The organism is Palleronia marisminoris (genome assembly GCF_900172315.1).
In the GTDB taxonomy this organism is placed as follows: domain Bacteria; phylum Pseudomonadota; class Alphaproteobacteria; order Rhodobacterales; family Rhodobacteraceae; genus Palleronia; species Palleronia marisminoris.
Genome location: NZ_FWFV01000011.1, coordinates 20,866 through 42,308, shown reverse-complemented (window position 1 = coordinate 42,308; position 21,443 = coordinate 20,866). Strand labels below are relative to the sequence as shown.

Here is a 21,443-nt window from a genome sequence, read left to right as displayed (position 1 = left end):
CACCCACACCCCAGCGGAGAGCGCGCGATGCAACGGATCCTGACCGCCCTTCTTTTGACCGCCACCCCCGTGGCCGCGCAGGATGTCGCGGACGCCATCGTCCCCGAAGGCGCCGCCGACAGCACCGCAACAGCCTTCGACGACCTGCCCGACCGCGTGCAGCGGGCCCTCGAGGCCAAGGCAAACGGCAACCCCACCGAAGCGCAGGACTGGATGGTCGCCGCCGCGAATCCGCTCGCGGTCGAGGCCGGGGCCAAGGTGCTGGAACAGGGCGGCTCGGCCGCCGACTCGATGGTCGCCGTCCAGACCGTGCTGGGACTGGTCGAGCCGCAATCATCGGGCCTCGGCGGCGGCGCATTCCTCGTCTGGTACGACGCCGAAACCGGCGAGCTGACCACCCTCGACGGGCGCGAGACGGCGCCGCTGGCCGCCACGCCACAACTGTTCCTGAACGAGAACGGAGAGCCGCTCGAGTTCTACGATGCCGTTGTCGGCGGACGCTCTGTCGGCACGCCTGGGACTCCGGCGCTGATGCAGGAAGCGCATGACAAATGGGGCAACCTGGACTGGGCCGACCTCTTCGATGATGCGATCACCCACGCGCGCGAGGGCTTCGCCGTCTCGCCCCGCCTGGCCTCGCTGGTGGCCGAGGATCAGGACCGCCTGACCCGCTTCCAGAGCACGGCCGACTACTTCTACCCGAACGGCACCCCCATTGCCGCCGGCGACATGCTGACCAACACCGCCTATGCCGACACGCTCGAGACCCTGGCTCAGGACGGCGCCCGCGCCTTCTACACCGGCGAGATCGCGCAGGGAATCGTGGACACCGTGACGGGGGCCGAGGGCAATCCGGGCGTCCTGGACCTGGTCGATCTCGCGATCTACGACGTCAAGGAACGCCCCGCCGTCTGCGCCGCCTATCGCGACCGCGACGTCTGCGGGATGGGGCCGCCGTCTTCGGGCGCGCTGACCGTGGGGCAGATCCTCGGGATGCTCGACACGTTCGACCTGTCCGAGATGGGGCCGCAGGACCCCGAATTCCTGTTGCTGCTCGGCGAAGCCTCGCGCCTCGCCTTCGCGGACCGGGGCGAATACATGGCCGACAGCGACTTCGTTCCGATGCCGACCGAAGGCCTCGTCGCACCGGCCTACCTTGAAAGCCGGTCGGGCCTCATGGGCGGCGCCGAAGCTCTGCAAGAGGTCTCGCCCGGCGCGCCCGAATGGTCCCACGCAATGGAGTGGGGCACCGACCAGTCGATCGAATTCCCCTCGACCTCGCACATCTCGATCGTCGACGCAGAGGGCAACGTCCTCTCGATGACCACCACCATCGAGAACGGCTTCGGCTCGCGGCTGATGGCGCCGGGCGGCTTCCTTCTGAACAACGAGCTGACGGACTTCTCCTTCGCCACCCACGAGGACGGTGACCCCATCGCCAACCGGGTCGAGCCCGGCAAGCGCCCCCGCTCGTCCATGGCACCCACCATCGTGATGCAGGGCGACGCGCCGGTCCTCGCCATCGGCTCCCCCGGCGGGTCGCGCATCATCGGCTACGTGGCGCAGGCCATCGTGAACCACGTCGACTTCGGCATGAACATCCAGCAGGCCCTCGGCGCGCCTCACGCCGTCAACCGCTTCGGCACCTACGACCTCGAAGAAGGCACCGACATGGCCGAAGCCCAAGGCGCCCTGCAAGAGATGGGCTACGAGACCAGCATCACCGAGCTGACCTCGGGCCTCCACGCCATCGAGATCACCGAGGACGGTTTGCGCGGCGGTGCCGATCCGCGGCGCGAAGGGGTTGCAGTCGGCCAATGATGCGCGCCTTCGTCCTTCTTGCCGCGCTCGCGGCCGGCCCCGCAGCGGCCCAGACGCCGGACTGGTGCGGAGCCAGCAGCCTCAACACGGCCGAACGCACGATCTGCACGACCCCCGCGCTGCAATGGCGCGACCGGGCCGTGAACCGCCTGTGGGGCAGGCTCGACGGCCGCGCGGGGACCACGGTCAGACGGGACAACTGGCTCGCCTCGCGCAACGCCTGCGGCAGCAACGTCGCCTGCCTGACCGACAGCTACGACGCGCGCATCTTCGAGATGCGCGAGCTTGCCGGGATCGGCGACCGCCCCCGCCTGCGCCCCTGGTGCGACACAGGCGGCCTGTCCGCCACGGAGCAGACGATCTGTGGCACGCCCCGGCTCGCGGATTACGACGCGGCGCTCCAGCATCTGTCGGACACGCTCGACAACGCCCCCGGCCCCGACGGATGGTTGTCCCGGCGCGACTCCTGCGGCACCGACGCCGTCTGTATCGAGGACTCCTATCTCGACCGGTTCGCCACGCTCGGCGCCATCGCCCGGACGCGCGAATAACCCATGGCCCGTGACCCGTTCGAAATCGGCGGCCAATCGGTCGCCCCCGGAACCGCGCGCAGCGTCGAACTGCCGGTGTCGGTCATGTCCGACCACACCCCGGCATCGCTGACCGTCCATGTCGTCCACGGCAAGCGCGAGGGCCCGACCCTCTTCGTCTCGGCCGCGGTTCACGGGGACGAGATCATCGGGGTCGAGATCGTCCGCCGCCTGCTCAACGCGCCGCAGCTGTCGTCCCTGCGCGGCACGCTTCTGATCGTGCCCATCGTCAACACGTTCGGCTTCCTGAACCACAACCGCTACCTGCCCGACCGCCGCGACCTGAACCGCTGTTTTCCCGGCAGCGAGGGCGGATCGCTGGCCTCGCGCCTCGCGCATCTCTTCATGACCGAGATCGTGAAGCGCTCCGACCTCGGCATCGACCTGCACTCGGCGGCGATGCACCGCACGAACCTGCCGCAGATCCGCGTCTCGGCCTCGTCCCGGCGCACGCTGGACCTCGCCCGCGATTTCGGTGCGCCGGTGATGATCCGCGCCAAGCTGCGCGACGGGTCCCTACGCGCCGCCGCCCGCGAGGCCGGTGTGGACGTGCTGCTCTACGAGGCCGGCGAGGCGCTGCGCTTCGACGAGATGTCGGCCCGGATCGGCGTGACGGGCTGCCTGCGCGTGATGCACAGCCTCGGCATGATCCCGCAGAAGGGCCTGCCGAAACGTGGCGCCCAACCGATCGTGGCCGCCGGCTCGGGCTGGGTCCGCGCGCCGGCGGGCGGCCTATTGCGCCTCTTCCGCGAGGTGGGCGAGACGGTGACCAAAGGCCAGACACTCGCCATCGTGTCCGACCCCCTCGGCCGGATCGAGATCGAATTAACGGCCCCCGGCCCCGGCGTCATCCTCGGCCGCGCCACCATGCCGGTCGCGAACGAAGGCGACGCGGTCTACCATATCGCCGAGGTTCCCACCGGCGATACCGAAGACCGCCTCACCCGCCTCGCGGCCGAGCTTGAAGCCGATCCGATGTTCGACGAGGACGAGATCCTGTAGGACGCCCGCCCCGAAAAGCGGTTTGCGTGCATGGCAGGCACGACTATATGGGCCCCAACCCTTGTATCGGAGCGACCCATGGCTGCCTATCAGTTCGTCTATCATATGGACGGCGTCTCCAAGACCATCCCCGGCGGCAAGAAGCTGTTCGAGAACATCAAGCTGAACTTCCTGCCCGGCGTGAAGATCGGCGTCGTCGGCGTGAACGGCTCGGGCAAGTCCACGCTGCTCAAGATCATGGCCGGAATCGACAAGGACTTCTCGGGCGAGGCCTGGCACGCCGAAGGCACCCGCGTCGGCTACCTGCCACAGGAGCCCGAGCTTGACCCCGCGCTCGACGTGCGCGGCAACGTGATGATCGGGGTGGCAAAGCAGCAGGCCAAGCTCGACCGGTTCAACGAGCTGGCGATGAACTACTCGGACGAGACCGCCGACGAGATGGCGCGCCTCCAGGACGAGATCGACGCCGAGAACCTGTGGGACCTCGACACCCAGATCAACATCGCGATGGAGGCCCTGCGCTGCCCTCCCGACGACGCCCAGATCGACAGTCTTTCTGGCGGTGAAAAGCGCCGTGTCGCGCTTTGCCAGCTGCTGCTCGAAGCGCCGGAAATGCTGCTTCTGGACGAACCGACCAACCACCTCGACGCCGAGACGATCGGTTGGCTCCAGCAACACCTGATCGACTACAAGGGCACGATCCTGATCGTCACCCACGACCGCTACTTCCTCGACGAGATCACCGGCTGGATCCTCGAGATCGACCGTGGCCGCGGCATCCCCTACGAGGGCAACTATTCCGCCTGGCTCGACCAGAAGGCCAAGCGGCTGGAACAGGAAGCCCGCGAGGACAAGGCCAAGCAAAAGACCCTGTCGCGCGAACTCGACTGGATCCGGCAGGGCGCCAAGGCCCGTCAGGCCAAGTCCAAGGCCCGGATCGCGGCCTACGAACAGCTTGCCGGGCAATCCGTGCGCGAGCGCATCGCCAACGCCCAGATCGTCATCCCCAACGGCGAGCGGCTGGGAAGCAAGGTGCTCGAGGTCGAGGATCTGCGCCTGGTCAAAGGCAACAACCTGCTGATCGACACGCTGTCCTTCCAGCTTCCGCCGGGCGGCATCGTCGGCGTGATCGGCCCCAACGGCGCCGGCAAGACGTCGCTCTTCCGCTGCCTCACGGGCCAGGACCAGCCCGACCAGGGCAAGATCGACTGGGGCAACACGGTGCAGCTGTCCTACGTGGATCAGTCCCGCGACGCGCTGGATCCCGAGAAGACGGTTTGGGAAGAAATCTCGGGAGGCGGCGAGGTCATCGACCTTGGTGACGCGCAGATGAACTCCCGCGCATATTGCGGCGCGTTCAACTTCAAGGGCAGCACCCAGCAGCAGAAGGTCGGCCTCTGCTCGGGTGGTGAGCGCAACCGCGTCCACATGGCGAAACTGCTGAAATCCGGTGGCAACGTCCTTCTCCTCGACGAGCCGACCAACGACCTCGACGTGGAAACGCTGCGGGCACTCGAAGACGCACTGGAAGATTACGCCGGTTGCGCGGTCATCATCTCCCACGACCGGTTCTTCCTCGACCGCCTCTGCACGCACATCCTTGCCTTCGAGGGCAACGCCCACGTCGAATGGTTCGAAGGCAACTTCGCGGCCTACGAGGAAGACAAGGTGCGGCGCCTGGGTGAGGATGCCGTGCGCCCCACCCGCGTGAAGCACAAGAAGTTCACAAGGTAAGGGCCACGCGGACGACGGCCCTGCTGGTTTCCAGCCCGTCGTCCGTCAGTCGCCGGAAGCGAATCGGCAGTTGCGCTGCCTTGAGTGCGCAGAACCTACTGCGAATGGAAAAGGGGCGCGAACGGCCGTTCGCGCCCCTTTCGTAATTCTAGATCGGTCTACGGCGAGCACCCTAATGGGTCTCGGTCGGCACCCGGTTTAGCTCAGAGCAGCTCGAGGTTCGAAGCGGACTCACGGCCGTCACGGCCGGATTCCAGCTCGTACTGAACTTTCTGGTTGTCGGCGAGGCCGGTCAGACCCGAACGCTCGACGGCCGAGATGTGCACGAACACGTCCTTGCCGCCCGAATCGGGCTGGATGAAGCCGAAGCCTTTGGTGGGGTTGAACCATTTCACGGTGCCAGTTGCCATCGTGAGATCTCCTGTCGTAAGTGGCCTGTTCGCGTAAGTGCAACAGAGTGGCGAAACGTGCCATGATCGAAAGTGCTGCACTGTCCGGAAAGGAAGACAGGGTATCGATTGAGGTGTCTGCGAGACCCTAATCGCATATTTCGCCGGTCCGGTCCACACTTTTTTCATACTTTGCCCGCGCAAGCAGAAGAGCGCGAACGATGTGCTCGCGCCCTTCCGAACCGGTCATGCGTCTTACAGCCGTTTCTTGGCTGCGCGCGCTGCGCCCTTCGCCATTTGGCCTTTGGGACTGCCGTGCCCGCGTGTCGAGCGACGGCGGCCACCACCAAGGATTCGGCGGAGAAGTCGTCCAAGCATCTGGAATCTCCATTCTCTTGCTTCACCCATCCAACGCCGGACCGGGCGTCACGTTCCCGTCACATGCAAATGCAACCCTAGGTAAAGTTCTGACTTCCCATTCGTGGACAAATGTGGCTCAATCGTCTCAGTTCGGAGGACGTCTCATGTTGATCATCGCATTGTTCACCAGCCTCTGCCTTGCATTGCCGGTCGCAGCCGTCGCCTTCTACTTGGGAAACTTCGCGGTGCTTACCTGGCTCTGCGTCTACGTCACGGCGGTCAGCTTTGGCCTCTTCCTGCTGGCCCTTCGCGGCACTCACGGGGACGACGGCGAGCTAGACGAGGCCTGAAACTTCGTCGCGCAAGGCCTCGATCTCGGCGGTCCAGGCACCGCGTCCCATTTCCAGAACGCCTTTGCCTATCCCGAGGCTCTCCGCATAGACCACCCGGTTGCCCAGAACAGCCGCAGCGCGCGACACGCCCCGCTCGTCCAGCGCCTTGACCACATCCTCCGACACCCGCGTGCCCGCCTTGAATCGATTGAGCACCACCAGCGCCGGGACATCCAGCCGCTCGGCCAGCTCGAGGATCGAATCGAGCGCCCAGAGGTCCACCTGGCTCGTCGCCACCGGCACGATCACCAGCGAGCTCTCGCGCAGGACGGGGCGCAGGTCGCTGTCGACCTTGGGCGGCGTGTCCACGATGACGTAATCGCAGGACTTGCGCATCTTCTTGCACTCGTAACCTGCGCCCCAGGCGCTGGCCGTGCCGAACTCCATCCCCGGATCGCCGGCCTCGTCGCGAGTCATGAACCAGTGCCCCATCGAGCCCTGTGGATCGGTGTCGAGCACCGCGATCTCGTGACCAGCACGGGCGAACGCCACCGCAAGGTTCACCGCAACGGTAGTCTTGCCACTGCCGCCTTTCTGCTGCGCGACCGTGATGACCTGTCCCATGCTCGCCCTCCGAAGCCTGGCGCACCGTAGGCGAGGGCGCGAAACGGCGCAACGCTCGCGCGGCACCTTGCCGAGACGGATCTCGACCCTTGTGGGCCGGCTGCGGGATTGCCACTCTCTGTCCCGACCACGAACACAGAGGCAGAACGATGCAGATCACGCGAAGACTGGCGACATTCGGGCTGTTGGCAGGCGGACTGTCGGCATGCTCGGCAGGGATGAGCGCCCCCCTCGCCCCGGCACCGGCTGAAGAAGTGATGCCTTCCGTACCGAACCCCGGCTGGGATGCGTGGGTGCAGAATTTCCGCGGCCGTGCCCTGTCGCGGGGCGTATCGGCAGCGACCTTCGACCGAGCGTTCGCGGATGCGGGCTACATGCCCGGCGTGATCGAGCGCGACCGCAACCAGACAGAGTTCACCCGCACGCTCGAAGACTACCTGCAGATCGCCGCCGGGCCGAAGAAGGTCGAGCTTGGCCGCGACGCCTTCGCCCGTCAGCGCGCGAACCTGGCGGCCATCGAGGCGCGCTACGGCGTGCCGGCCGAGATCGTCGCGGCCATCTGGGGCGTCGAGAGCAATTTCGGCACCCGCCGCGGCGCGATCCCGGTGGTTTCGGCCCTGTCCACCCTCGCCTATGACGGGCGCCGGGGCGAGTTCTTCGAGAGCCAGCTGACCGAAGCCCTGAAGATCCTCCAGAATGGCGACGTCACGCCGGATCGGATGACCGGCTCCTGGGCCGGGGCGATGGGGCACACCCAGTTCATCCCGACCTCCTACGCCGCCCTGGCGGTGGACTTCACCGGCGACGGGCGTCGCGACATCTGGTCCGACGATCCCACCGACGCACTGGCCTCGACCGCCAACTACCTGGCGCGCAATGGCTGGCGGCGGGGCGAGCCCTGGGGACACGTCATCACGCCAGGCAATCCCGGCTCGGGCGGCACCGTGATCCAGCCGCAACCCGGCGGGCCGCAGTTCCGCGTCTTCCACAACTTCAACGTCATCAAGCGCTACAACAACTCGACGAATTACGCGCTTGGGGTCGGCCACCTCAGCGACCGCCTGACCGGCGCTCCGGCAATCGAGGGGCCGTTCCCGCCTGACCGCTACGGCCTGACGAAAGTGCAGCGGCTCGACCTGCAACGGCGACTGAACGTCGCAGGCTTCGATGCGGGCGATCCCGATGGCGTCCTGGGCTCGCAGACCGAATCGGCGATCCGCGCGTTCCAGCAGTCCCGCGGCCTGCCGGTGACGGGAGAACCCTCGATCGAACTCCTGCGCGCTCTGGGCGGCTGATTCGCGTCAGGGCGGTCTGGCGATCCCACGAGGACTCGAACCCCGAACCTGCCGATTAGAAGTCGGCTGCTCTATCCAGTTGAGCTATGGGACCGCTCCGCCCGACCCATACAAGGCCACCCGGCCGGGCGGCAAGCGGAACCGGCCCTCCGGGGTGGCGGTTGGTCAGCAGAACACCCCCAACCCGGAGGAACTTTCATGCTACGCAATTTCCTTGGCACGCTGTCGGTCGCCGCTCTCACAGCAATGCCGGCCATGGCCGACCAGCACAGTGCAGAAGCCGATGACGCCATGAACGCCGAAGCGCAAACCACGCAGAGCGCCGAAGCGCAGGAGGGCGACCAGGCGACCGGCGCTCTTGAGGACGAGGGCTTCGTCACCGCCGCACGCGCCAGCGTCATGGATCGCGAGGGCAACCAGGTCGGCACCGTCACCATCAACGAGACGCTGTCGGGCACCCCGCTCGTCATCGTGGCGCTGAACGGCATCCCCTCGGGCGCCCACGGCATCCACCTGCACGAGACCGGCGATTGCTCGGCCGAGGACTTCACGTCGGCCGGTGGCCACATCGCCGGAGATGCCGAGCACGGGGTCTTCGCCCAGAACGGTCCGCATCCGGGCGACCTGCCGAACGGCATCGTCGGCGAGGAAGGCGGTCTGAACGTCGAGTACTTCCAGCCGGACCTCGACATCCAGGGCCACATCTTCGACGAGGACGGCGCGGCCTTTGTCGTGCACTCCGGGGCGGACGACTACATGTCCCAACCCGCCGGAGACTCGGGCGACCGTATCGCCTGCGGCGTCCTGGAAGACGCCTGATCCTACGCGATATACGATGGAAGGCCCGCCATTCGGCGGGCCTTCTTCATGCCGGTCGCGCCACACCCTGCGGCTTGCGCGACAGGACGGGTGCGAGGATCGACGCCAACACGGCGATCGCGGCCAACGCCAGGAAGGCGACCCGCAGCGAACTCGCCTCGGCCACCAGCCCGATCGCCGGTGGGCCCATGAGAAGGGCGCCGTAGCCCAGGGTCGCGACCGCGGCGATCCCCTGACCCGGCGGGATGTTAGGGTCCGAGGCCGCCCTGCTGAACGCCACGGGGATAAGCGCCGCATACCCGACCCCCATCAACGCGAAGCCCAGCAGCGCCGCCGTCAGCGTCGTCGGAACGATGGCCAGGATCAGCCCGGTCGCCGCCGTGACCCCGCTGACCCGGACCACCAGCACCGGGCCGAACCGCGTGATCAGGCGGTCCACCATCAGCCGCATCGCGACCATGGTGACCGAGAACACCGCGTAGCCAAGGGCGGCCTGCGCCTCGCCCGTGCCCACGATATCGGTCAGGAAGACGGCGCTCCAATCCGCCATGGCGCCCTCGCCCAGGCCCGAGGTGAGCGCGATGACGCCCACCAGCAAGAGCGGTCCCCGCGGCAGGGCGAAGACCGGGTCCGCCGCGCCACGGGGCCTGGTCTCGGAGGTCCACGCCAGCGCCATGAAGGGACCGAAGGCCACGGCCGCAAGGACCGCGACGCCCGCGAAATGTACCGGAACGGGCAACGACAGATACACCGCGACAAAGCCGATCCCGGCGCCGATCCCGGCCCCGAAGCTCCACATCGCGTGGAACGAGGACATGACCGACCGCCGCGCGGCCTTCTCGACCTCGGTGGCCCAGGAGTTCATGCAGACGTCCATCGCCCCATGCGTCGCGCCGAAGAAGAACAGCGCCACCGCAAGCCACGCCGGCCCCGGAGCGAGCGCCACCAGCACGATCGTGGCAAGGTAGCCGGCCGCGATCCAGCGCGTCACCCGCACCGCCCCCGCACCGTCGGACAGCCGCCCGGCGAGCGGGAAGGACACCAGCGCGCCCACGCCCATCGCCAGCAGCAGCGCCCCCAGCCCCGCCTCGCTCAGATCGTGGCGTTCGACCATCGCGGGGATCCGCGACGCCCATGTGCCCAGCAGGACGCCGTTCAGCGCAAAGGCGGCAGCCACGGCGCGCCACGGGGTTCTGAGTTCAGGCATGACGGATCTCCAATCCGGTTTCTTCCATTTCGGCGGTCTGTTCCGGCGTCGCGTCGGTGACGAGCAGGTCCAGCGCCGCGCATTCGGCCACCCGGTGCCTTGCGCGCCGGCCCACCTTCGCCGCCCCGGTCAGCACGGCGGACATAGCGCTCGCGGCGACCATCGCCGCCTTGAGCGCCGCCTCGTCGGCATCATCCGCCGAAAGACCGAACCCGGCCTCGATGCCGCACGCGCCCATCAGCGCCAGGTCGGCGGCCACGGCCCCGACGGCCTGCTCTGCCGACCGGCCGACCGCAACCCCGCCAAAGGGCGAAAGGCGCCCGCCGATCAAGTGCGTCGGCGTCCCGGCCGCCAGGGTCGCCATCGCAACCGCCGGAGCAGGCGTGACCACCAGCCCTCGAGGCAACGCGGGCAATGCCCGCGCCAACCGCAGGACGGTCGTGCCTCCGTCCAGCATCAGGACCATCCCGTCCTCGACCAGAGACAGCGCGGCCACCGCAACGGCCTCGGCCGCGGCGTCGTCACTTCGCATCCGCGTCGCCATGGGCGCCACCATCCGCATCACAGGCAACGCCCCGCCACGCACGCGCCGCACGATCCCCCGCGCCTCGAGCGCCAGCAGATCGCGCCGCACGGTGTCCGGGGAGACCCTGAATTCCGCGACGAGAGCGGGAAGGCTAAGCGACGCCCCCTCCCCCGCGCGCGCTTCAAGCATGGCCTGCCGTGCCTCGGGTGAGTTCAAGTCGAGTTCGGCCACGGCAATGCTCCGCACGATTCCGCATATTCATGCAGTATCACGCAGATTTCCGCACTGCAATCACGCATCAGCACGCGCAGAGGATCGGCGTGCCCCAGGGCAATTGGCGACGGCTGAGGGGAGTATCGTCCATTATGGGCGCGAAGGTGCGCCCCGCCCTGACGGGGGGCAGTCGCTCAGCCGACTAAATTTCCGCCATGTCGGCAACAACCGCAGAGCGCGCCAAGCGGTCACACTCCAGCGGGGATGTTCATCGGGTTGCGTGCGACGGCGCGGGGCGAGGTCAACGCTTTCCAGGTCGACAGCGCCTTCGCCGGGGCCGCGAAGGGCGGGCGCGGGACAAACCGCCCCCGGCCCGGACGCGGAGAGCTGTTCTGTCCCCAAGCCCAGACGACCTCGCCCCGCGACAGCGTGTAGCGCGGCTGGCCGGTAACCTCCCACCCCTCGTAGATGTTGTAGTCGAGGATGGACTGGTGGTTCGCCACCGACAGGGTGCGCTTGATCTTGGGATCCCACACGGTGATGTCCGCGTCCGCCCCTTCGACCAGCGCGCCCTTCTTCGGGTAGATGTTGAAAATCTTCGCCGCGTTGGTCGAAGTCGCCGCGACGAACTCCTGCGGCGTCAGGCGACCGGTCTCGACCCCGTGAGTCCAGAGCAGGGCCAGCCGCTCTTCCAGACCGTGGGTGCCGTTCGGGATGATGGTGAAGTCGTCCCGGCCGCGCCGCTTCTGCTCGGTCGAGAATGCGGCGTGGTCCGTCGCCACCACCTGCAGGGACCCGGCTTGCAACCCGGCCCAGAGCCCGTCCTGATGCTCTTTCCCCCGGAACGGAGGCGACATCACCCGGCGCGCTGCGTGGTCCCAATCGGCGTTCTGGTACTCGCTGTCATCGAGCGTCAGGAACTGGATCAGCGGCTCGCCATAGACGCGCATCCCCTTCTGCCGCGCCCGGCGGATCGCCTCGTGGGCCTGCTCGCACGAGACATGCACGATATAGAGCGGCGTGCCGGCAGCATCGGCGATGGTGATCGCGCGGTTGGCGGCCTCGCCCTCGAACTCGGGCGGGCGGGAATAGCTGTGGCCCTCGGGGCCGGTGATCCCCTCGGCCAGCAGGCGCGCCTGCGCCTCGGCGACAAGGTCGCCGTTCTCGGCATGGACCATGGGCAGCACGCCCAGTTCCTTGCAGCGTCGGAACGAGGCGATCATCTCCTCGTCGTCGATCATCAGCGCGCCCTTGTAGGCCATGAAGTGCTTGAACGAGTTGACGCCCATTTCGACGGCGTCCTTCATCTCGGTGAAGATCTGCTCGTTCCAGCCGGTGATGGCCATGTGGTAGCCGACATCGACGCAGATCTGGTCGCGCGACTTCTTGTGCCAGGTCTCGATCGCGTTCTTGATCGACCCGTCCTCGCCGGGCAGGCAGAAGTCGATGATCATCGTGGTCCCGCCGGCGGCGGCGGCGCGGGTGCCGGTCTCGAACGTCTCGGCGGCTTCGGTGCCCATGAAGGGCATCTGCATGTGCGTATGCGGGTCGATACCGCCGGGAATGACGTAGGCGCCCTCGGCGTCGATCACCTCGTCGCCTTTCAGGTCGGCGCCGATGCGGGCGATCGTCTCGCCCTCGATCAGGATGTCGGCCTCCCACATGCGGTCGGCGGTGACGAGGGTGCCGTTCTTGATGACGGTGCTCATGGGTGGATCCTTACTTCACGATTTCGGCGGTTTCGAGGACGGCGTGCAGCAGCACGTCCGCGCCGGCCTTGGCCCAGTCCCTGGTGATCTCTTCGGCCTCGTTATGGGAGAGGCCGTCGACGCAGGGGCACATGACCATCGCGGTCGGCGCAACCCGGTTGATCCAGCAGGCGTCGTGCCCTGCGCCGCTGACGATGTCGCGGTGGCCATAGCCCAGCCGCTTGGCCGCATCGCGCACTGCCCTCACGCAGTCTTCGTCGAAGGTCACGGGGTCGAAATGGCCGGCGGTCTCGATCTCGATCCCGAGGCCCAAATCGGCGGCGATCTCGGGCGCTTCGGCTTCAAGCCGCGCCTTCATGCCGTCCAGTTTCTGCTGATCGGGCGAGCGGAGATCGACGGTGAACACCACCTTCCCCGGGATCACGTTGCGCGAGTTCGGGTAGACGTCGATATGGCCCGCGGCACCCACGGCGTCGGGCTGGTTCTCCATCGCGATCTGGTGGACCCGTTCGAGGATCCGCGCCATCCCCAGCCCCGCGTTCTTCCGCATCGCCATGGGGGTGGATCCCGTGTGCGCGTCCTTGCCGGTCAGCGTGATCTGTAGCCACCAGAGCCCCTGCCCGTGCGTGACGACTCCGATCTCGTCGCCTTGCGCTTCCAGGATCGGCCCTTGCTCGATATGCAGTTCGAAGAAGGCGCGCATGTCACGCTGGCCCACGGGCTCGTCGCCCTTCCAGCCGATGCGCTGAAGCTCGTCGCCAAAGGTCTTTCCGGCCGCATCCGTGCGCCCATAGGCCCAGTCCTGCTCGTGGATCCCGGCAAACACGCCCGAGGAGAGCATGGCGGGGGCGAAACGAGTGCCCTCTTCGTTCGTCCAGTTGGTCACGACGATCGGGTGGCGGGTCTTCACGTCCAGATCGTTCAGCGTCCGCACCAGCTCGAGCCCGCCGAGGACGCCCAGAACGCCATCATACTTGCCGCCAGTGGGCTGCGTGTCGAGATGGCTGCCGACATAGACCGGGGGCAGATCCTCGGTCCCTTCACGCCGAGCGAACATGTTGCCCATCGTGTCGAGGCCCATGGTCATCCCCGCTTCCTCGCACCACGACTGGAACAGGGTGCGGCCTTCGGCATCGGCGTCGGTCAGGGTCTGGCGGTTGTTGCCGCCCGCGACGCCGGAGCCGATCTTTGCCATCTCCATCAGGCTGTCCCACAGGCGGTCGGGGTTGATCGTCAGGTTGCTGTCAGGTGCCGTCATTCCGCTGCCACCGCGTTGGGGTTGTGGGGGTGCGTGGTCCAGTCGGCGCGTTCGGCCTCGACGACCTTGCCGGTGCGCGGGTCGACCGTGCCGGGGGCGAGCTCTTCCATCGTGATGCAATTCTCGACCGGGCAGACATCGAGGCAGAGGTTGCACGCGACGCATTCGTCGTCCTTCACCTCGAACACGCGGCCCGGGTTCATTGCGATTGCCTGGTGGCTGGTATCCTCGCAAGCCGCGTAGCAACGGCCGCACTTGATGCACAGATCCTGGTCGATCCGCGCCTTGGTGACGTAGTTGAGGTTGAGATGCTTCCAGTCCGTCACGTTCGGCACGGCCCGGCCGATCAGGTCGTCCATCACCATGCCGCGCTCGTCGAGGTATTGCGACAGGCCCGACACCATCTCCTGCACGATCTTGAAGCCGTAGGTCATCGCGGCCGTACAGACCTGCACCGACCCCGCACCAAGTGCCATGAATTCGGCCGCGTCGCGCCATGTGGTGATGCCGCCGATCCCGCTGATCGGCAGGCCGGCAAGCTCGGGGTCGCGGGCGATCTCGGCGACCATGTTCAGCGCGATGGGTTTCACCGCCGGCCCGCAATAGCCGCCATGGGCGCCCTTGCCGTCGATGGTCGGTTCGGGCGCGAAAAGGTCCAGATCAACGGACGTGATCGAGTTGATCGTGTTGATGAGGCTGACCGCATCCGCCCCGCCCCTTTTGGCAGCCTCGGCAGGCTTGCGGACATCGGTGATGTTCGGCGTCAGCTTCACGATCACGGGCATCCGCGTGTTCTGCTTCACCCAGCGCGTGACCATCTCGATATACTCGGGGACCTGACCCACGGCCGAGCCCATGCCCCGCTCGCTCATCCCGTGGGGACAGCCGAAGTTCAGCTCGACCCCGTGCGCGCCGGTGTCTTCCACCAGCGGCAGGATCATCTTCCACGGCTCTTCCTCGCAGGGCACCATGAGCGAGACGACCATCGCGCGGTCGGGGTAGTCGCGCACCACCTGCTTGATCTCGCGCAGGTTCACGTCGAGAGGCCGGTCGGTGATCAGCTCGATATTGTTGATCCCGAGAACCCGGCGGTCGGCCCCGTGGATCACGCCGTAGCGGGGGCCGTTGACGTTCACGACGTGCGGGTCGAGGCCCAGCGTCTTCCACACCACGCCGCCCCAGCCGGCGTCGAAGGCGCGGCGGACGTTGTACTCCTTGTCGGTCGGCGGTGCCGAGGCCAGCCAGAACGGGTTGGGCGACTTGATGCCCACGAAGTTGGTGCTCAGATCAGCCATTTGCGTGCTCCATCAGGCTCGCGTGGATATCCATGGCGGCATCGCGCCCTTGCGCGACGGCGGTCACGGTCAGGTTCTCGCCGCGGTTCGTGCAGTCGCCCCCGGCCCAGACATGCCCCATAGAGGTCCGCCCGGTTTCGCCGATGGCGATGCGGCCATCCTCTAGCGCGGGGGCCTCGATGGGGGCCAGCACCTGCCCGATCGCGAGCAAAAGCTGGTCGGCGGGGATCGTCACGATGTCGCCCGTTGGCTGCGCGAATGACACCGCCTCCAGCGGCGAGCCGTGCAGCTCGACCGGGGCCACGTCGGTCAAAAGGTTCACCCCGTCCTGGGCCGCGAGATCCTGTTCATAGCGTGACGCCTTCATTCGGTCGCGCGGCCCGCGATAGGCGAGCGTCACGTTGAGCGCGCCCAGCCGCTTGGCCTGCACTGCCGCGTCCACGGCCGTCATCCCGCCGCCGACGACGATCACGTCGCGGCCGATCTCCACACTCGACGGGTCCGACTGGCGCAGGCGGGCGATGAAGGCCACCGCATCCTCGACGCCGGGCCGCTCGATATCGCCGAGCGTCAGTGCGTTCACGTGGCCGAGCCCGATGCCCAGAAACACCGCATCATAGGTCTCGCGCAGCTGCGACAGCCGGCTCGCATCCACCGTTTCGCTGGTCTGCAGCTCGATCCCGCCGATACCCATCAGCCAGTCGACCTCGGCGCGGGCGAATCCGTTCGGGGTCTTGTAGGTCGCGATGCCGTATTCGTTCAGCCCGCCGGGCTTCGCCGCCGCGTCGAACAGCGCGACCTCGTGGCCCAGCATCGCCAGCCGGTGCGCGCAGGACAGACCCGCCGGGCCGGCGCCGACCACAGCCACGCGCTTGCCGGTCGATGCGGCGCGGCTGAACGGGTGCGCGTTCGCCGCCATCAGCGTGTCGGTGGCATAGCGCTGCAAGCGCCCGATCTCGACGGGACGGCCTTCGGCGGTCTCGCGGACGCAGGATTCCTCGCACAGGGTCTCGGTCGGGCAGACGCGGGCGCACATGCCGCCGAAGATGTTCTGCTCGAAGATTGTCCGCGCCGCCGCTTCGGGCGTGCCGGTGGAGATCTGTCGGATGAACAGCGGGATGTCGATTGCGGTGGGACAGGCGGTCACGCAGGGGGCGTCGTAGCAGAAATAGCAGCGATCCGCGGCGACCATGGCCTCGTGCGCGTCGAGCGGCGGATGAAGGTCGCCGAAATTCTCGGCCAGTTGCGCCTCGGGCAAGCGGCCCGGGTGGATCCCTTCGCTCCAGATGGTGGTCTTCATGGCTACCCTTCTTCTGTTCTCGGCCCGACCGTACCGAACCGGACGGCGGGCGGGATCTTGAGCGGCAAGGCAGCCGATCAGGCGACCCCGCTTGCCCCATCTTGAGGCGAAAGCCATGCGTCACGCCAGTTTTTTCGGCGGAGGCCCGGTCGTCTGCTGGATCCAGGGCCGCCCCGGCGGCTCTTCGATCTGTTGGCGCGGCCCGCTGGCTGGGCTACAGTCGCGCTCCTCCTAGCCAGCTGGATCACCGATGCCGTCCGACGTCTCCGCCCACATCGCCCGCACCATCGCCATCGACATCGGCGCCCGGCCGGACCAGGTCGCCGCCGCGGTCTCCCTGCTCGATGGGGGGGCAACGGTCCCCTTCGTCGCGCGCTACCGCAAGGAGGTCACGGGCGGGCTCGACGACACGCAACTGCGCAACCTCGAGGACCGGCTGGGCTATCTGCGCGAACTGGAAACCCGGCGGAAGACCGTGCGCGACAGCATCCGCGAGCAGGGCAAGCTGACCCCCGGGCTGGAGTCCCAGATCGACGCGGCGACGACGAAAGCCGTGCTCGAGGACCTTTACCTACCCTTTAAGCCCAAGCGCCGGACCAAGGCCGCCATAGCCCGCGAGCGTGGGCTTGAGCCGCTGGCCGACGCGATCCTGTCCGACCGGCGCGCGGCGCCGGAGGCGCTGGCGGCCGGCTATGTCTCGGACGAGGTGCCGGATTCGAAGGCGGCGCTGGCCGGCGCGCGCGATATCCTGGCCGAGCGGCTGGCCGAGGACGCGACCCTGATCGGACGTCTCCGCGAGTTCATGCAGAAAGAGGCGTTCCTCACCGCCCGCGTCGTCGAGGGGCAGGAGGAGAAAGGCGCCAAGTTCTCGGACTACTTCGCCCATGGCGAGCGCTGGTCCGCCGTGCCGAGCCACCGGGCGCTCGCCATGATGCGGGGCAGCACCGAGGGCGTGCTGAACATCGACATCGCCCCCGACCCGGACTCCGGGCGCGAGAAGGCGGAACGCATGGTCGCCGGCGCGCTGGACGTCACGGGCGATGCGCCGGGCGACGTCTGGCTGCGTGGCGTTGCGGTTTGGACGTGGAAGACGAAGCTGAGCCTTTCCATGATGCTCGACCTCATGGGCGAGTTGCGCCGCCGCGCGCAGGACGAGGCAATCCGTGTCTTCGCCCGAAACCTCAAGGACCTGCTGCTGGCGGCCCCGGCTGGCGCGCGGGCGACCATGGGGCTCGACCCCGGCATCCGCACCGGGGTGAAGGTCGCGGTGGTGGATGCGACGGGCAAGGTGCTGGACACGGCGACGGTCTATCCGTTCCAGCCGAAGAACGACGTGCGCGGCACCCAAGGAACGCTGGCGACTCTGATCCGAAAGCACGGCGTCGACCTGATCGCGATCGGCAACGGCACCGGCAGCCGCGAGACCGAGAAGCTGGTGACCGACATGCTGGGCGACCTTCCGGGGGCGAAACCGACCAAGGTCATCGTCTCCGAGGCCGGCGCCTCGGTCTACTCCGCCTCGGAGCTTGCCGCGCGCGAGTTCCCCGACCTCGACGTGTCGCTGCGCGGCGCCGTGTCGATTGCCCGCCGCTTGCAGGACCCCTTGGCCGAGCTGGTGAAGATCGAGCCGAAGGCGATCGGCGTGGGCCAGTATCAGCACGACGTCGACCAGTACCGGCTGGGCCAGGCGCTGGACGGCGTGGTCGAGGATGCGGTGAACGCGGTCGGGGTGGACGTGAACATGGCGTCGGCCCCCCTTCTCGCCCGCGTCTCGGGCGTCGGCCCCTCGCTGGCCGAGGCCATCGTCGCCGTCCGCAACGAAAAGGGCGCCTTCCGCAAGCGCAAGGACCTGCTGTCGGTGCCCCGGCTCGGCCCCAAGGCGTTCGAGCAATGTGCCGGCTTCCTGCGCATCCAGGGCGGCGACGAGCCGCTCGACGCCTCCTCTGTCCACCCCGAGGCCTACGGCCTCGCGCGGCGGATCGTGAAGGCCTGCGGTACCGATCTGCGGACGCTGATGGGCGAGGAAACCCGCCTGCGCGCGCTCGACCCCGAGGATTTCGTCGACGACACGTTCGGCCTGCCCACCGTCAGGGACATCCTCGCCGAACTCGCCAAGCCCGGCCGCGACCCCCGCCCCGATTTCAAGACAGCGAGCTTTGCCGAGGGCGTGGACGACATCCGGGATCTCAAGCCCGGGATGCAGCTTGAAGGGACGGTGACGAACGTGGCCGCCTTCGGGGCCTTCGTGGATGTCGGCGTGCACCAGGACGGGCTGGTCCACATCTCGCAGCTTGCCGACCGGTTCGTCAAAGACCCGCACGAGGTGGTCAAGGCGGGAGACGTGGTGAAGGTTCGGGTGGTCGAGGTCGACGTTCCCCGCAAGCGCATCGGCCTGACCATGCGCCGCGACGGCGGCGAGCCGAGCGCCCGTCCCCCCCGCGACGAAAAGAGCGCCGGCAAGGTCCAGCGGAACGCCCAACGTCCGGCACCGAAGAAGGAGGACACCGGCTCGTTCGGAGATGCCCTCCGCGACGCGATGAAGAAGAAATAGCGGTCGAACTTTCCGGTACCAAGGGGGCAGTGTCGTAGAGGCGGCATAGGTGGACGCGGCCGCAAAACGTCAAATCGGGCACGCAGATGCGGATCGCAGTCCTCAGCACCCAGTCCTACGCCGCGCCGGCGCCATGACCTCGACTTCTTCGGCGCGCGCCTCACGCCCGTAACGGCGCGCTCGCCGCAGGCTCCGACGCCGTCTGCGCCTTCGTCAACGACGATCTCGGTGCATCGGTGATCTCGGCCCTGGCCGAGGCGGGGGTGCGGCTGATCGGGCTGCGCTCCGCCGGGTGGGATCGCGTGGACCTGGCGGCCGCCGGATCGCGATGTGGCGGGTCCCCGTCGAGCTGTCGGCCCTCGCAGCGGACGAGATCGCCGTCCGGACCGCTATGCTGCACGCCGCGGCAGGCCCGGTTCTGCTGCTTCTCATGGTCCGCTTGGCCGGAGACGTCACCGGCGCGGCAATCGGAACGGGGTCGCGCCTCACAACATCATCGCGGGCGACGCCACCGTTGGCCTTGTCGGCGCGATGGCGGAATCCTGGCGCAACAGGTCAAGCCTTGCGCGATCTCCCTATGCGATCGGTGGCGGCGCGGTCTGCGGCGCGATGCTCTGGATGTCGGCGGTGGGATCACCCTGCCATCCAAGTACATCGAGTCGATGCAGCAACGCCGGCCATTTGCGGCTCAGGTGGCGACGACCCACCTTGATGCCGCCATTTTTGCCATTCCGCCCAGATCGAGACGCATTCCGCCCGCCATCTCGTCGATTTTCCGCAACAGACCGCAGATGAACCAACCGGTAGGACACGATGACACGTCTGCTTCCCAAACTCTGCGTCTCGACCGCCACCGCCCTGGGCGCCACGACCTTTGCGGCACTTCAGGGACGCGGCCTCGTCGCGTGCTTCATGACCTACATGGTGGTCGGTCAGACGGCGTTGGTGGGTGCGATCGCGTGTGATCTTCTCAGACCCGACAGGCCTCGCCGAACCCCCAAGGGCTCGTCGTCGCAGGACTACCGGCTTCACGGCCCCTGCGTCCTGGATGCGAAACAATAGACTGGCCGGGCTTCGGGACCGCGCCTCGCCTCAGCCCTGATCGAGGAGCCATCCGAGCGCCTGTTTCAACCGCCGTGTCCCATCGTCCTCGAACCATCGTCCGTGGGCGAAGATGACCCGCTCGGGCGCCCAGTCTATCAGCCTCGCACCGGCCTCGGCGGCGTCACGCTTGCGAAGGCGGAGGGCAACGCGCAGGTAATTCGGCGTGGAGCCGTTCGGCGCGCGGGTTCCAGTGAGCCGCGCGTAGGCGCGGGTGGCCTTGGTTACGCGCTCCGGCTCCAGGTTCGATACCAGGTCGGTCAGGACCGCGGTTCGGCTAGCGGCGTGGTAGAACGCGGCTTCGCGGAACCCGCCGCCGCCCCGCACGATCATCTGCCGCAAGTCTCCGGCCCAGGCCTCGGGGGGCGTATCGCCAAGGTCGTGGTCCAGCCGAAGTGCCGAGGCCTTCACCTGGCGCCGGTCGCGCAGTTTCGGCACCGCCCAGGTGGTCGCCTCGGGGTAGTGCTTTTGCCATTCCTCCATGAACGTCCAATGCCCGAGCGATGGTGCCACCAGGTGCCGCACTGGCCCGATCTCGGCCAGGCGTGCGGATAGTTCGGGGCTGAACCGCGTGGGTGAACAGAGCCACACATCACCACTCGACAGCCGGACCACCGTCATCCGCACCGGAAGCGCGATTCCCATGACGTGGATGGGCTTGGCATCGACGATCCAGATGCCTTCGGCCACGGGCTTCACCGTGTCGAAGGGCGGATAGCCGAGTGTCTCAGAACTCATCCTGGAATCCTTCTCGATTGGCAGGGCTTCCATCGCGGGCCGAGCGCCACAGGACCCACCCGCCCGCGAGCATCACGGCACCCAAAAGCAGAAAGCCGAGGTCCCACCAGATCCAGTGCGCGACGGGAACGGTCTCGTTCACGTGGTGCAGGCCCAGAAGCTGATGATTGATCAGCCCCTCGACGAGGTTGAAGAGGCCGAAGCCCATCAGCACGGTTCCTGTCAGCAGGCGACTGGACCAGCGCAGGTGCCGGCGGCGCGACGCGCGCCAAAGCAGCACAAGGCCGGTGACCACGAAGATGTAGGTCGCCGCGTGAAAGAGGCCGTCGAAGAGGGTGTTCCAGCGCAGCCCCTCGATCGTATCGGTCGGGAAGCCGGCGCTGCTGGCCATGTGGTGCCATTGCAGAATCTGGTGCAGGACGATCCCGTCGAAGAACCCGCCGAGGCCGAGGCCGAAGAAGATGCCGGCCGAGGTGGGAAACTCGGCTTTTTCTCCCGTGCGGGCTGACATTGCGGGTTCCTGGGACACCGGACCACTCACTGACGACACCCGGTCGGAACGGACGTTCGCCGCGAATG

General features: G+C 67.5%; 19 protein-coding genes and 1 tRNA gene. 9 read left to right on the top strand and 11 right to left on the bottom strand.

Annotation, left to right across the window (positions count from 1 at the left end):
- Positions 1-27: 27 nt before the first annotated feature.
- From ggt to ettA, 4 genes are all read left to right on the top strand, one after another.
- Entirely contained in the window at positions 28-1,821 is a 1,794-nt protein-coding gene (gene ggt / locus PAM7066_RS15780) for a gamma-glutamyltransferase (protein WP_085855189.1), read from the top strand.
- Positions 1,821-2,372, top strand: a complete 552-nt coding sequence (locus PAM7066_RS15775; protein ID WP_139215036.1) for a lysozyme inhibitor LprI family protein — start codon at positions 1,821-1,823, stop codon at positions 2,370-2,372. The genes ggt and PAM7066_RS15775 overlap by 1 nt, the downstream gene beginning before the upstream one ends.
- Positions 2,373-2,375: 3 nt before the next feature.
- The gene (locus PAM7066_RS15770; RefSeq protein WP_085855187.1) at positions 2,376-3,413 is read left to right on the top strand and encodes a succinylglutamate desuccinylase/aspartoacylase family protein; all 1,038 of its coding nucleotides are present in this window, start codon (positions 2,376-2,378) and stop codon (positions 3,411-3,413) included.
- 78 nt (positions 3,414-3,491) lie between these two features.
- Complete coding sequence (gene ettA, locus PAM7066_RS15765) at positions 3,492-5,147, top strand: energy-dependent translational throttle protein EttA (protein WP_085855186.1); 1,656 nt, start codon at positions 3,492-3,494, stop codon at positions 5,145-5,147.
- A gap of 203 nt (positions 5,148-5,350) precedes the next feature.
- Here ettA and PAM7066_RS15760 read toward each other — a convergent pair whose 3' ends face one another.
- Positions 5,351-5,557 carry a cold-shock protein gene (locus tag PAM7066_RS15760; protein WP_085855185.1) on the bottom strand — a complete coding sequence of 69 codons (207 nt, stop codon included), beginning with the start codon at positions 5,555-5,557 and terminating at the stop codon, positions 5,351-5,353.
- Between the two features lie 503 nt (positions 5,558-6,060).
- Here PAM7066_RS15760 and PAM7066_RS15755 point away from each other — a divergent pair.
- A complete protein-coding gene (locus tag PAM7066_RS15755) occupies positions 6,061-6,246 on the top strand; it encodes a hypothetical protein (RefSeq protein WP_085855184.1) in 186 nt (61 codons plus the stop codon).
- On the opposite strand, the gene parA is transcribed toward PAM7066_RS15755, so the two are convergent.
- Positions 6,232-6,852 carry a ParA family partition ATPase gene (gene parA / locus PAM7066_RS15750; RefSeq protein WP_085855183.1) on the bottom strand — a complete coding sequence of 207 codons (621 nt, stop codon included), beginning with the start codon at positions 6,850-6,852 and terminating at the stop codon, positions 6,232-6,234. The two genes, PAM7066_RS15755 and parA, sit on opposite strands and share 15 nt — an antisense overlap.
- A gap of 149 nt (positions 6,853-7,001) precedes the next feature.
- Between parA and PAM7066_RS15745 the strand changes: the two genes are divergently transcribed.
- Positions 7,002-8,147: a lytic murein transglycosylase gene (locus PAM7066_RS15745; protein ID WP_085855182.1), complete on the top strand. Its 1,146-nt coding sequence runs from the start codon at positions 7,002-7,004 to the stop codon at positions 8,145-8,147.
- Between the two features lie 17 nt (positions 8,148-8,164).
- Here the strand turns inward: PAM7066_RS15745 and PAM7066_RS15740 are convergent.
- Positions 8,165-8,241: transfer RNA gene (locus tag PAM7066_RS15740), tRNA-Arg, on the bottom strand.
- 104 nt (positions 8,242-8,345) lie between these two features.
- On the opposite strand from PAM7066_RS15740, the gene PAM7066_RS15735 reads away from it, so the two are divergent.
- Positions 8,346-8,966 (top strand): superoxide dismutase family protein, encoded by a 621-nt coding sequence (locus PAM7066_RS15735; RefSeq protein ID WP_085855181.1) that lies wholly within the window; start codon positions 8,346-8,348, stop codon positions 8,964-8,966.
- Positions 8,967-9,012: 46 nt separating this feature from the next.
- On the opposite strand, the gene PAM7066_RS15730 is transcribed toward PAM7066_RS15735, so the two are convergent.
- From PAM7066_RS15730 to PAM7066_RS15705, 6 genes are all read right to left on the bottom strand, one after another.
- Positions 9,013-10,173: an MFS transporter gene (locus PAM7066_RS15730; protein WP_085855180.1), complete on the bottom strand. Its 1,161-nt coding sequence runs from the start codon at positions 10,171-10,173 to the stop codon at positions 9,013-9,015.
- Entirely contained in the window at positions 10,166-10,930 is a 765-nt protein-coding gene (locus tag PAM7066_RS15725) for a DeoR/GlpR family DNA-binding transcription regulator (protein WP_085855179.1), read from the bottom strand. The genes PAM7066_RS15730 and PAM7066_RS15725 overlap by 8 nt, the downstream gene beginning before the upstream one ends.
- 230 nt (positions 10,931-11,160) lie before the next feature.
- A complete protein-coding gene (gene hydA, locus PAM7066_RS15720) occupies positions 11,161-12,621 on the bottom strand; it encodes a dihydropyrimidinase (protein ID WP_085855178.1) in 1,461 nt (486 codons plus the stop codon).
- A 10-nt stretch (positions 12,622-12,631) separates the two neighbouring features.
- Complete coding sequence (locus tag PAM7066_RS15715; RefSeq protein WP_085855177.1) at positions 12,632-13,879, bottom strand: Zn-dependent hydrolase; 1,248 nt, start codon at positions 13,877-13,879, stop codon at positions 12,632-12,634.
- Positions 13,876-15,174 carry an NAD-dependent dihydropyrimidine dehydrogenase subunit PreA gene (preA, locus tag PAM7066_RS15710; RefSeq protein WP_085855176.1) on the bottom strand — a complete coding sequence of 433 codons (1,299 nt, stop codon included), beginning with the start codon at positions 15,172-15,174 and terminating at the stop codon, positions 13,876-13,878. The genes PAM7066_RS15715 and preA overlap by 4 nt, the downstream gene beginning before the upstream one ends.
- Positions 15,167-16,474, bottom strand: coding sequence for an NAD(P)-dependent oxidoreductase (locus PAM7066_RS15705; protein ID WP_085855175.1), 1,308 nt, complete (start codon positions 16,472-16,474; stop codon positions 15,167-15,169). The genes preA and PAM7066_RS15705 overlap by 8 nt, the downstream gene beginning before the upstream one ends.
- 250 nt (positions 16,475-16,724) lie before the next feature.
- Between PAM7066_RS15705 and PAM7066_RS15700 the strand changes: the two genes are divergently transcribed.
- Together PAM7066_RS15700 and PAM7066_RS19395 are read left to right on the top strand one after the other, a co-directional pair.
- Positions 16,725-19,025 carry a Tex family protein gene (locus PAM7066_RS15700; RefSeq protein ID WP_085855174.1) on the top strand — a complete coding sequence of 767 codons (2,301 nt, stop codon included), beginning with the start codon at positions 16,725-16,727 and terminating at the stop codon, positions 19,023-19,025.
- 813 nt (positions 19,026-19,838) lie between these two features.
- Positions 19,839-20,087: a hypothetical protein gene (locus tag PAM7066_RS19395; protein WP_245749721.1), complete on the top strand. Its 249-nt coding sequence runs from the start codon at positions 19,839-19,841 to the stop codon at positions 20,085-20,087.
- Between the two features lie 30 nt (positions 20,088-20,117).
- Here the strand turns inward: PAM7066_RS19395 and PAM7066_RS15690 are convergent, their stop codons facing one another.
- Positions 20,118-20,864 carry a DUF4336 domain-containing protein gene (locus PAM7066_RS15690; protein ID WP_085855173.1) on the bottom strand — a complete coding sequence of 249 codons (747 nt, stop codon included), beginning with the start codon at positions 20,862-20,864 and terminating at the stop codon, positions 20,118-20,120.
- Positions 20,854-21,375, bottom strand: a complete 522-nt coding sequence (locus tag PAM7066_RS15685; RefSeq protein ID WP_085855172.1) for a DUF2243 domain-containing protein — start codon at positions 21,373-21,375, stop codon at positions 20,854-20,856. Before PAM7066_RS15685 ends, PAM7066_RS15690 begins: the two co-directional genes overlap by 11 nt.
- Positions 21,376-21,443 lie beyond the last annotated feature (68 nt).